Origin of the sequence: Ralstonia sp. TCR112, assembly GCF_007997035.1 — a bacterium.
Taxonomy (GTDB): domain Bacteria; phylum Pseudomonadota; class Gammaproteobacteria; order Burkholderiales; family Burkholderiaceae; genus Ralstonia; species Ralstonia edaphi.
In genome coordinates this window covers 1-10,752 of the sequence record NZ_VOSS01000148.1, presented here as the reverse complement: position 1 = coordinate 10,752, position 10,752 = coordinate 1, and the positions used below count along the sequence as shown (strand labels likewise).

The 10,752-nt window shown below is 66.0% G+C and carries 10 protein-coding genes and 1 tRNA gene; 6 read left to right on the top strand and 5 right to left on the bottom strand.

The features are described from left to right. From FUT88_RS24510 to FUT88_RS24500, 3 genes are all read left to right on the top strand, one after another. The coding region (locus FUT88_RS24510; protein WP_261797287.1) for a 2Fe-2S iron-sulfur cluster-binding protein at nt 1–601 on the top strand (601 nt) is incomplete at its 5' end. 9 nt (nt 602–610) lie between these two features. After that, nucleotides 611–1,633 carry an FAD binding domain-containing protein gene (locus FUT88_RS24505; RefSeq protein WP_147219082.1) on the top strand — a complete coding sequence of 341 codons (1,023 nt, stop codon included), beginning with the start codon at nt 611–613 and terminating at the stop codon, nt 1,631–1,633. After that, the gene (locus FUT88_RS24500) at nt 1,630–3,828 is read left to right on the top strand and encodes a xanthine dehydrogenase family protein molybdopterin-binding subunit (protein WP_147219080.1); all 2,199 of its coding nucleotides are present in this window, start codon (nt 1,630–1,632) and stop codon (nt 3,826–3,828) included. The genes FUT88_RS24505 and FUT88_RS24500 overlap by 4 nt, the downstream gene beginning before the upstream one ends. Before the next feature lie 158 nt (nt 3,829–3,986). Here FUT88_RS24500 and FUT88_RS24495 read toward each other — a convergent pair whose 3' ends face one another. Next, a complete protein-coding gene (locus FUT88_RS24495; protein ID WP_147219078.1) occupies nt 3,987–4,271 on the bottom strand; it encodes a hypothetical protein in 285 nt (94 codons plus the stop codon). Nucleotides 4,272–4,769: 498 nt separating this feature from the next. Between FUT88_RS24495 and FUT88_RS24490 the strand changes: the two genes are divergently transcribed. Continuing rightward, nucleotides 4,770–5,900, top strand: coding sequence for a porin (locus tag FUT88_RS24490; RefSeq protein WP_147219076.1), 1,131 nt, complete (start codon nt 4,770–4,772; stop codon nt 5,898–5,900). Between the two features lie 145 nt (nt 5,901–6,045). Then, nucleotides 6,046–7,044, top strand: a complete 999-nt coding sequence (locus FUT88_RS24485) for a Bug family tripartite tricarboxylate transporter substrate binding protein (protein ID WP_147219074.1) — start codon at nt 6,046–6,048, stop codon at nt 7,042–7,044. Between the two features lie 6 nt (nt 7,045–7,050). Here FUT88_RS24485 and kdpE read toward each other — a convergent pair whose 3' ends face one another. From kdpE to FUT88_RS24465, 4 genes are all read right to left on the bottom strand, one after another. Beyond that, nucleotides 7,051–7,755, bottom strand: a complete 705-nt coding sequence (kdpE, locus tag FUT88_RS24480) for a two-component system response regulator KdpE (RefSeq protein WP_147219072.1) — start codon at nt 7,753–7,755, stop codon at nt 7,051–7,053. A 70-nt stretch (nt 7,756–7,825) separates the two neighbouring features. Then, nucleotides 7,826–8,137, bottom strand: coding sequence for a high-potential iron-sulfur protein (locus FUT88_RS24475; protein ID WP_147219071.1), 312 nt, complete (start codon nt 8,135–8,137; stop codon nt 7,826–7,828). Nucleotides 8,138–8,462: 325 nt separating this feature from the next. Beyond that, complete coding sequence (gene hisC, locus FUT88_RS24470; RefSeq protein WP_147219068.1) at nt 8,463–9,530, bottom strand: histidinol-phosphate transaminase; 1,068 nt, start codon at nt 9,528–9,530, stop codon at nt 8,463–8,465. Between the two features lie 173 nt (nt 9,531–9,703). Then, nucleotides 9,704–9,779 (bottom strand) — tRNA-Arg (locus tag FUT88_RS24465). Nucleotides 9,780–10,159: 380 nt separating this feature from the next. Here FUT88_RS24465 and FUT88_RS24460 point away from each other — a divergent pair. After that, the coding region (locus FUT88_RS24460) for a c-type cytochrome (protein ID WP_147219066.1) at nt 10,160–10,752 on the top strand (593 nt) is incomplete at its 3' end.

Below are 10,752 nucleotides of genomic sequence, written 5' to 3'. Positions count from 1 at the left end.
GCGCGCGCCTCCGGCGCAGGGCGCGGCCCGCTCCGCTGCCTTGGCGCCGGCGCGGCCTGTCTCGCTCAACATCAATGGCAAGCCGTATGCGCTGTCGCTGGAGCCGCGTGTCACGTTGCTCGACGCGCTGCGCGAGGTGCTGGGGCTGACCGGCACCAAGAAAGGCTGTGACCGCGGCCAGTGCGGCGCATGCACTGTCCTCGTGAACGGCCGGCGCATCAACAGTTGCCTGACGCTGGCGATCATGCACGAAGGCGAGGCCATCACCACCATCGAAGGCCTGGCGCACGCGCACGACGGCGTGGTCGACCGTGCGGCGCTGCATCCGGTGCAGGCCGCGTTTCTTGAACACGACGCGTTTCAGTGCGGCTATTGCACGCCGGGGCAAATCTGCTCGGCGGTGGCGGTATTGGAAGAGGCGCGGCGCGGCATGCCGAGCACCGTCACGTCGCCCGAGGCACTCGGCGCAGACGGCCCGGTTGTGCTGACCGAAGACGAAATACGCGAACGCATGAGCGGCAACCTCTGCCGCTGCGGCGCGTACCCCAACATCGTGGCGGCGATTCGCGTGGTGGCTGCCAAGTCCGGCAGCACGGTTTGAGGAGCCGCCATGCAATCGATTGCCTATGACCGTGCGTCGACCATCGAAGCCGCCGTGCGCCTGGGCCGCGAGCCGGGCGCGCGCTATATCGGCGGCGGCACGAACCTGCTGGACCTGATGAAGGGCGGCGTCGAGCAGCCGCAGCGGCTGGTCGATGTCAGCCGTCTGCCGCTGGCGCAGATCCGCGCGTTGCCCGACGGCGGCCTGCGCCTGGGCGCGATGGCACGCAATGCCGATACGGCGGCGCATCCGCTGGTGCGCTCGCGCTATCCGCTCCTGAGTGAGGCGATTGTGTCGGGCGCGTCGGGCCAGTTGCGCAACATGGCCACCAACGGCGGCAACCTGATGCAGCGCACGCGCTGCCATTACTTCTACGACACGGCGTACCCGGCGTGCAACAAGCGGCAGCCCGGCTCCGGCTGCGCCGCGCGCGAGGGCTTCAACCGCATGCACGCCATCCTGGGTGCGAGCGAGGCCTGCGTGGCGACGCATCCATCCGACATGGCCGTCGCGCTGGCCGCGTTGGACGCCACGGTGGTTGTGCACGGCACGCATGGCGAGCGGCGTATCCCGATCGAAGCCTTCCATCGGCTGCCGGAAGCGCATCCCGAAATCGACACGACGCTCGAGCCCGGCGAGCTGATCGTCGCCATCGACCTGCCGGCGCCCGTGTTCGGCTCGCACGTGCATTACCTGAAGGTGCGCGACCGCGCGAGCTACGCGTTTGCGCTGGTGTCGGTGGCTGCGGCGCTGGCCTTGCAGACCGATGGGCGGACGATTCGGGAGGCGCGCATTGCGCTCGGCGGCGTCGCGCACAAGCCGTGGCGTGCGCATGCGGCCGAGCAGATGCTGGCGGGCCAGGCCGTGGATGCGCAGTTGTTTGCCCAGGCGGGCGCGCTGGCTGTGCAGGGCGCCCAGCCGCTGCGCGACAACGGCTTCAAGGTGCCCCTCGCACAGCGGGCCGTGGCCCGGGCGCTCACCATCGCGGGCAATCCCGCCAATCCCGCCAATCCGACAGGAGGTGTGGCATGAGCAACGTCGGCCAACCGCTGGACCGCACCGACGGTCTGCTCAAAGTCACGGGCGAGGCGCGCTACTCAGCAGAGTTCCAGGTGCCGCGTCTGGTGCATGCGGTGCTGGTGCTGAGCACCGTGCCGGCCGGTCGAATCACGCGGGTCGATACCCATGTCGCGCAGGCCATGCCCGGCGTGCTGCTGGTGATGACGCATGAGAACGCACCGCGCTTGCCCAACGGTGGCAAGCCCGCGCTGGAACCGCCGGCCGGGCGCGTGCTGTCGCTGCTGCAGGACGATCAGGTGCATTACAACGGCCAGCCCGTCGCGCTGGTGGTGGGCGACACGCTGGAACATGCGCAGGCCGCAGCGCGCATGGTGCGCGTGGAGGTTGCCCAGCAGCCGGCGCGGCTCGATTTCGAAACTGCCCGCGCCGATGCGCACTCGCCCGGCAAGGTGCAGGGGCAGTCGGCCGACACCACGCGCGGCGACGTGGTTGCCGGCATGGCGCAGGCAGCGCAGCGCATCGAGGCCGTTTACGGTACGCCCATGGAAACGCACAACCCGATGGAGCCGCACGCGACCATCGCCGTGTGGGAGGGCGATTCGCTTACGCTGTACGACAGCACGCAATACGTCTCTGGCGTGCGCCGCACCGTCGCCAAGACGCTTGGCCTGTCGCCTGACAAGCTCCGTGTGGTGTGCCCGTTCGTGGGCGGCGGGTTCGGCTGCAAGGGTTCGGTGTGGTCGCACGTGGTGCTGGCGGCGATGGCTGCGCGGCAGGTGGGGCGGCCCGTCAAGCTGGTCCTGGAGCGGCCGCAGATGTTCGGCCCCGTTGGCGGCCGCCCGCGTACCGAGCAGCGCATCGCCCTGGGCGCCGCCAGCGATGGCCGCTTCACCGCCATCTCGCATGACTCGCTGACCACCACGTCGATGATCGAGGACTGGACCGAGCCCTGCGCCATCGTCACCCGCATGCTTTACGACACGCCCCATCAGCGGACGACGCATCGGCTGGCGCGTCTGAACGTCGGTACGCCCACGTTCCAGCGCGCACCCGGCGAAGCCACCGGCACGTTCGCGCTGGAAGTCGCACTGGATGAGATGGCCTACGCGCTGGGCATCGACCCCGTGGAGCTGCGCCTGCGCAACGATGCCGCCCAAGACCCGGAAAAACGCATCCCGTGGTCGAGCAAGTCCCTGGCTGCGTGCTACCGCGCTGGCGCCGAGCGCTTCGGCTGGGCGCGCCGCAATCCGCAGCCGGGCAGCATGCGTGACGGCAACACGCGTATCGGTTGGGGCATGGCCACCGCCACGTATCCGGCCAACCGCAGCGCGGCCGGCGCCACCGCGCGCTACCTGCCGGACGGTACGGCGCAGGTCGAATCCGGCTCGCAGGATCTGGGCACCGGCACCTACACGGTGATGACGCAGGTAGCGGCCGATGCCATGGGCATGCCCGTCGACCGCGTGCACTTCAGCCTGGGCGATACGCGCATGCCGGAAGCGCCGGTGTCGGGCGGCTCGCAGAGCGTGGCCAGCGTATCGCCCGCCGTGCAGGCCGCCGGCCAGCAGGCGCGCGATGCATTGATTGCCGCGGCCATTGCCGACGCCAGTTCGCCGCTGCATGGGCTGGCCGCGGAGGACATCACGGTGGCCGACGGTGTGCTCGCCGCACGCAGCGGTGCGCGGGAACCGGTGGCTGCCGTGGTTGCCCGCCATGGTCGCCCCATCGAGGTGACGGCCAAGGTGCAGCCGGGGGAGGAAAAGCAGAAATTCTCAATGCACTCGTTCGGCGCGGTGTTTGTCGAGGTGCATGTCGATGCGGATCTGGGCGTGGTCCGCGTCCCGCGCATCGTCGGCAGCTACGGCGTGGGGCGGTTGCTCAATGCCAAGACGGGGCGTAGCCAGCTCATGGGCGGCATCGTCTGGGGGATGGGCATGGCGCTGTTCGAAGAGAGCCTGCTCGACACGCGCTACGGCCGCATCGTCAACAACAACCTCGCGGAGTACCACGTGCCCGTCAACGCCGATGTGCCCGACATCGACATCCTCGTACTCGACGAGGCGGACGCATACGTCAACCCGCTGGGCGCCAAGGGCATCGGCGAGATCGGCATTACCGGCGTGCCGGCGGCCATCGCCAACGCCGTCTACCACGCCACCGGCCGGCGCGTGCGCGAACTGCCGATCACGCTCGACAAGCTCATCTGAGCGCGCATGAAAAAGCCCCGCTGGCGCATCACCAGCGGGGCCCGAGTGGGCCAAGAGGCGGAAAACGGAGGATGCCTGGAGACCGGCCCGTAACTGATCCAATGCGTAACGGCTGCGTGACCGCCGCGTGACGAACGCGGTGAATGCCGTTCAGCGCATCAATTCGGAACCGGATACCCGTAGACCGTACCGCCGCCCTCGCGGGCGCGGCCGGCCGGGTCGCTGCGCATGCCGTCCGAATACGGATCGAAGCGGCCGCTGCGCGCCCCTTCTGTATATGTGTCGAAGCGTCCGGTGCGGGCACCGTCGCTATAGACGTCAAACCGTTCGGCCCGTGCATTCTGGCCGAACACTTCCACGCGGCTGGCCTGCGCCCAAACGCTGCCCGCCGCGAGGGCCCCGGTCGCCAGCATGGCGGCCAACCCCATTTGCTTGAGTCGCATGGCGAACTCCTTCTTCAACTGATTTTCGGTGCTGTTTTAGGCGTGGTCATTTGATGTCTTGCCACGGTCTACAGCCTAGGTCAGGGGGCATGCCGCATCCACGGTGGTGCGACGAACGGTTTGTTGTTGGCGCCGAAATGATGCAAGTCAGCGTGAATGGCGCTGAAATTCGCGCCAGTGGCGTAATGCCCTCGGCAAATTCCTAACCTTTTTGTCTAATCAAGAGAGCAGTTCAAATGCCGCGGCCGACCTTGATGCACCACAGCAGGGCGCGACGCGCCTGCAAGCCTTGTTGCAGGCCGATTTGGTGCGGTGCATTAAGAGCGATGCGCGCTTACCACACTTGGTAGAACGATTCCGTGAATTGCTTTGCCGCGCATATGGGCTTTTGTTAAATTTGCGCGGCACTTCCGACACGGAAGTTAAGGAAACGGAGGAGCCCAACCTCATGCACACGGGGTCGGGCGGTTTGAGACAACTCTTTTATTACGAGCCCACATGAAAAAGTCTGCCATTCTGGTTGCAGTTGGCGCCCTGTTCGCAGGTTCTGCCTACGCCCAATCGAGCGTGACGCTGTACGGTATTGTCGATACCAGCATTCACTACATCAACAACGCCAACCAAGCTGGCAACAGCGTGACCCAGATGGAAAGCGGTGCTGTGTCGAACAGCCGCTGGGGCCTGAAGGGCTCGGAAGACCTGGGTGGCGGCAACAAGGCACTGTTCGTGCTGGAAAGCGGCTTCAACTCGGACTCGGGCCGCATGAGCAGCTCCGGTACGCTGTTCAACCGTCAATCGTTCGTGGGTCTGTCGAACAAGGACCTGGGCACCATCACCCTGGGCCGTCAATACAACTTCGGCTTCACGACGGGCGGCAACTTCGACCCGCTGGGCGTGGGTAACTACGACGGCAACTCGTGGATGTACTACGGCCTGACCGGTCTGCGTGAATCGAACATGCTGAAGTACGAAGGCAAGTGGAACGGCCTGTCGGTCGGCCTGGCCTACGGCTTTGGCGAAGTGGCTGGCGCTGCTAGCCAGAACTCGTACGTTGGCGGCACGGTGGCCTATGAATTCGGTCCGGCCTACATCGGCGCCTTCGCACAGCAGCACAAGGACGTTGCTGGCAACAAGCAAACCGTTTGGGGTATCGGTGGTAACTACACCATCGCCGCAGCCAAGCTGTTCGCAGGCTACATCGACAGCAGCGACGCCACGGGTTGCGTGAACAGCTCGGCAAACTGCGTCGGCGGCAGCGCCTTCGGCCTGAACATCTACGGCAACGCCACCTCGGGCGCTGGCCTGACCCCGGGCGCCACGAAGCGTCGTGACCACGTCGGCATCCTGGGCGTGACGTACAACATCACCCCGGCGCTGGCTCTGACGGGCGCGTTCTACTACGACAGCATCAAGAACGCTGCTCTGACCGCCGGCAACGACGGCAAGCGCTACACCGGCGTTCTGCTGGCCGAGTACGCCCTGTCCAAGCGCACGCAAGTGTATGGCACGGTCGACTACAACAAGGTCAAGGACGCAGCTCTGCCGGAACTGTCGGGTGGCGGCAACGCAGCCGGCACTGGCAAGTCGAACCAGACCAGCGTTGGCGTGGGTATCCGCCACATCTTCTAATCGACGCTGTCACTCGATTGGGAACGGAAAAGGCGCCTTCGGGCGCCTTTTCTTTTGCCTGCTGTTTTTCTACGTGGCCGGGGCGAGCTTGCCTGGGCATCGGCCTACAATGTTCCTTTCCGTTTCTTGCCCCCGACATTGCGCCATGACTTCCGCACGTACTGCCCGCCGTCGTCTGATTGCTTCTGCCGCGCTGCTGTGCGCCGGCCTGCCGCTGCTGGCCTCCGTGCCTGCCCAGGCGCAGGACTATCCGGCCAAGCCGATCCGCATCATCGTCGCGTATCCGACCGGTGGCATTTCCGACAACGTGGCGCGTGCGCTGGGCGAAAAACTGTCGGCGCAACTCGGGCAGCCGGTGGTGGTGGAAAACCGCGCCGGTGCCGGCGGCAGCATCGGCATGGACGCCGTAGCCAAGTCGGCGCCCGATGGCTACACGCTGGGCTTCTCGTCGGTCAGCCCGCTCACGCTCAATCCGCATTTCGGCAAACTGCCGTATGACCCGCAGAAAGACATCGCGCCCGTGGCCAACGTCATGTACGCACCGATGATCCTGCTGGGCACGCCGTCGTTCACGGGCAAGAGCTTTGCAGACATGCTGAGCCAGTCCCGCGCCAAGCCGGGTTCGATCCGCTGGTCGACATCGGGCCTGGGTACGGTGGGGCATCTCGCGCTGGAGCAGATCAAGTCGCAGGCGCGCGTGGATATCACGCTCATCCCGTACAAGGGTGGCGGCCAGCAATTGACGGATGCGCTGGGCGGCCAGGTGGAAGTCATGTCGACCAACGTCGGCCCGACCTTGATGCAACACATCACGAGCGGCAAGCTGCGCCCGCTCGCGGTGGGTGCGCCGCACAGGCTCGATGCGCTGCCGAATGTGCCGACCTTCACCGAACTCGGTTACGCCAAGGCGAACATGGCCTCGACCTTCGGTGTGTTCGCGCCGGCCAAGACGCCTGCGCCCGTGATTGCCCGACTGAACGCGGAGATCAACAAGGCGCTGGCTGCGCCCGATCTGCGTGAGCGCCTCACGCAGGCCGCCGTGGTGCCGGCCGGCGGCACGGCCGAGCAGTTTGCCGCGGCCATCCGCGCCGAGTACGACAGCAACGGCCGCATCGTGCGCGCCGCAGGCATCAAGGAGCAGTAAACCGGCTTACGCCGTAAAGCGGTACCCGACGCCGACTTCGGTCAGCAGGTGCTCGGGCCGCGCGGGGTCGCGCTCCAGCTTGTGGCGCAGATGGCCCATGTAGATCCGCAGATAGTGGCTGCTGTCGGCATGCGCGGGTCCCCAGACTTCGCGCAGCAGCTCACGGTGCGTCATCACGGTGCCGCGGCGGCCGAGCAGCACCGCCAGCAGCCGGTATTCGATCGGGGTGAGATGCACCGCCTCGCCGTTGCGGCTCACCAGGCGGCGTGCCAGGTCGACTTCGACCTCACCGAAGCGGATGACGCTGCTGCCGTCTTCGCCGCGCTTGGCATGTCGCCGCAGCAGCACGCGCAGGCGTGCAACCAGCTCGCCCACGCCGAAGGGTTTGGTCAGGTAGTCATCGGCCCCGGCATCGAGCGCGTCAATCTTGTCGCGCTCGTCCACGCGGGCCGAAAGCACGAGCACCGGCACTTCCGTCCAGGTGCGCAACTCGCGTATCAACTGCATGCCGTCGCCGTCGGGCAGGCCCAGATCGAGGATCACCGCATCTGGCTGGCGCGTGCCCGCTTCGATCAGGCCGCGCTCGACGCGATCGGCTTCGTGGACATCGCAGCCTTCCGCCTCCAGTGCGGCTCGGACGAAGCGTCGGATGTGCGGTTCGTCGTCGATGACGAGGACCGTGGGCGTGAATGTGAACGGCATGGCCCGCATTGTAGAGCGCGCGACCATAAAAAAACGGACCCCGCAGGGTCCGTTTTGCTTGGCGGCGATATCGCTTCGCTCAGGCCTTCTTCGCCCAGGCGCTGCACCAGCCCTTGTTGGCGACGTCCTTGCCGGCAAACAGCGGGCAGCCGCCTTGCGCAGCCGTACCGCCTTGGTACAGGGCGCAGTTGCCGCAGTGCTGATCCGGCGTGTGCTTGGGGAACTTGGCCTTGTCGGCCTTGGTGGTGTCAGCCACGTAGCCCAGCGCCTTGGCTTGCGGGTCGCTTTCCGCCACCATCGGTGCAGCCAGTGCCAGGTCCGACATCGACATGACGGCGCCCGCAGCGGCCACGATGGGGATGCTCTTCAGGAATTGACGACGATTGGACATGCTGATTCCTTTTGTGGGAGTGTGTTGTGTGGCGTCCCGTGCCGCCCGCGCAGTGCTCAGGCTCGCCCTAGGGGACAGCGGACGGCGTCGGCGCGCCGTTTACCCGCTCGTGCATTCTGGCACAGCAATCGGCCTGCGGCATCTGCGTACGGTCAATGTTCCGCATACCTCAGTGCAGCAATCGGTTGCCTCCGTGGCCTTCGATCCACACTGCGCCATGCCGCGGATGCACCGTGTGGTCGAGGCATGCGGCCATCTGCGCCGGGCGGTGCCCTCCAAATGGCGGGCGGACCCCGGTGGCAATTTGCCGCAGACGCCCGCGTACTTACTTCAGCAGACCTTGCAGCGCCTTTAAGAATGCGTCGCATTCATCGTCGGTGCCAACGGTAATGCGCAGATGCTGATCGATGCGCGGAAGCTTGAAGTGGCGCACGAAGATCGCCTGCTCTTTCAGGCGCGCCGCCAGCGTGGCGGCATCGTGACGCGGGTGCCGCGCGAAGACGAAGTTCGCCATCGACGGCACGACCTCGAACCCCAACGACTGCAGCGATTGCGTCAGCCGCGTGCGACTCGCCATCACGCGTGCGCACGTGGCGCGGAAGTACGCATCGTCTTCGTAAGCCGCTTGGGCGGCAGCTTGCGCCAGGCGATCCAGTGGATACGAATTGAAGCTGTCCTTCACGCGGTTGAGCGCTTCGATGAGCGCCGCGTGCCCGAACGCGAAGCCCACGCGCATGCCGGCCAGCGAGCGCGACTTCGACGTCGTGTGCACCACGAGCAGATTCGGATAGCGGTCGATGAGCGCAATGGCGGACTCGGCGCCGAAATCGACATAAGCCTCATCCACCACGACGACCGACGACGGGTTCGCGGCGACGATCCGTTCGATTTCCGCCAGCGGCAGCGCGTGGCCGGTCGGCGCGTTCGGGTTCGGGAACAGCACGCCGCCCGCGTCGCCAAGATAATCATCGGCGCGGATGGAGAAGTCGTCCGCCAGCGGTACCACTTCGCACTGCACGCCGTACAGCCGCGCGTAGGTCGGGTAGAAGCTGTAGGAAATGTCGGGAAAGCGCAGCGGCTTGTCGTGCTTGAGCAGCGCCTGGAAGACGTGCGCCAAGACCTCGTCCGACCCGTTGCCTGCAAAGACTTGCTCGGGCTTGAGGCCGACCTGCGCGGCGACCGTCTCGCGCAGGCGTCGCGAGAGCGGATCGGGGTAGCGGCGCAGGCTGTCGCCGGTCTCCCCCAGCTCTGCCGAGATTGCTGCCACCACACGCGGCGACGGCGGGTACGGGTTCTCGTTCGTATTCAGCTTGATGGGCCGCGCGATAGCCGGCTGCTCGCCCGGGACGTAGGGCACAAGTTGCTGAACGATATCGCTCCAGTAACGGCTCACAGCTCGACTCCTGATGGGGTGACTATCTTTTCAAGCATGCCCGCAGCCCGATCAGCGGATCGAAAAACGCAGGGGAGCTGAGTAAGGTTCGGGGATAGGCAGGCCTGCACGTTGCGGCGGAAGCGCGGTTCTGGCGTGGGAAAACCGTACAAGTCGCGGCAATCTTTGATTTTTGGCGCGCCCGGCTGGGATCGAACCAGCAACCCCTGCCTTCGGAGGGCAGTACTCTATCCATTGAGCTACGGGCGCATATCGGCACAGAACGTACCGAAAGAGAAGCCCCGCAGGATAGCGCATTTGGGCGCAAGCGTCCATCGCAGGCCCATGAAGGGGGCGGTACGAGGCGTGCCGCAGCAACGTTTCGTTGGGTTTTTGACGCAGGTCGAAAAGCGGCGCCTAGGGCTGTCCCGCGTGTCAAAGGCCCAGGCATTACGGATATAATCGCGCGTTATTTGCCAGAAGAAAGACGGGGACAGGTCTGTCTGGGCCGACGCGGCGACTCAATCGTCATGGTCTTCCTGCCCTCATTGCGATCCAATGCGGCCCCACGCACTGCCGGCGATGCTCGTGACCTTGCCGGTGGCGCTTCGAGGGCTCCAAGAGCGGTTCCACCATCCTGAGAGTTGAGCATGAGCGACGCGCAACACGACGAACACGAGCCTCTGATCAAGACCCCCAAGCAGCTGATCATCGCGGTGATCGCCGCCTTTGCCGTTCCCATCCTCATCATCATCCTGCTGGCCAATTACGTTGGCCTGGGCGCCAAGGAAGGCGCGGGCGGTTCCGGCATGTCGGAAGAGGCGGTCAACGATCGCATCAAGCCGGTTGCGCAGCTCGAACTGAAAGACCCGAACGCACCGCGCGTTTTCAAGACGGGCGAGCAGCTCTATAAGGAAGTCTGCGCGACCTGCCACGCGGCAGGCGTAGCTGGCGCGCCCAAGTTTGGCGATGCGGCAAGCTGGGGTCCGCGCCTGTCGCAGGGCCTCGATGGCCTGACGAAGGTGGCGCTGGCCGGCAAGGGCGGCATGCCTGCACGCGGCGGCACGTCGCCGGATGACGTGAGCGACTACGAAATCCAGCGCGCCATCGTCTACATGGCCAACTCCGCTGGCGGCAAACTGCAGGAGCCGGCCGCACCGGCGGGCGCTGCACCGGCTGCTGCCGCATCGGCACCGGAAGCATCGGCGCCTGCGGCTGCATCGGCTCCGGCCGCTGCTGCACC

Bases quoted from the DNA above. Each gene is read 5' to 3' on its own strand.
- FUT88_RS24475 (WP_147219071.1), bottom strand. From the start codon at position 8,137: ATGTCCAATCGTCGTCAATTCCTGAAGAGCATCCCCATCGTGGCCGCT.
- FUT88_RS24505 (WP_147219082.1), top strand. From the start codon at position 611: ATGCAATCGATTGCCTATGACCGTGCGTCGACCATCGAAGCCGCCGTG.
- FUT88_RS24495 (WP_147219078.1), bottom strand. From the start codon at position 4,271: ATGCGACTCAAGCAAATGGGGTTGGCCGCCATGCTGGCGACCGGGGCC.
- FUT88_RS24500 (WP_147219080.1), top strand. From the start codon at position 1,630: ATGAGCAACGTCGGCCAACCGCTGGACCGCACCGACGGTCTGCTCAAA.
- kdpE (WP_147219072.1), bottom strand. From the start codon at position 7,755: ATGCGGGCCATGCCGTTCACATTCACGCCCACGGTCCTCGTCATCGAC.
- FUT88_RS24485 (WP_147219074.1), top strand. From the start codon at position 6,046: ATGACTTCCGCACGTACTGCCCGCCGTCGTCTGATTGCTTCTGCCGCG.
- FUT88_RS24490 (WP_147219076.1), top strand. From the start codon at position 4,770: ATGAAAAAGTCTGCCATTCTGGTTGCAGTTGGCGCCCTGTTCGCAGGT.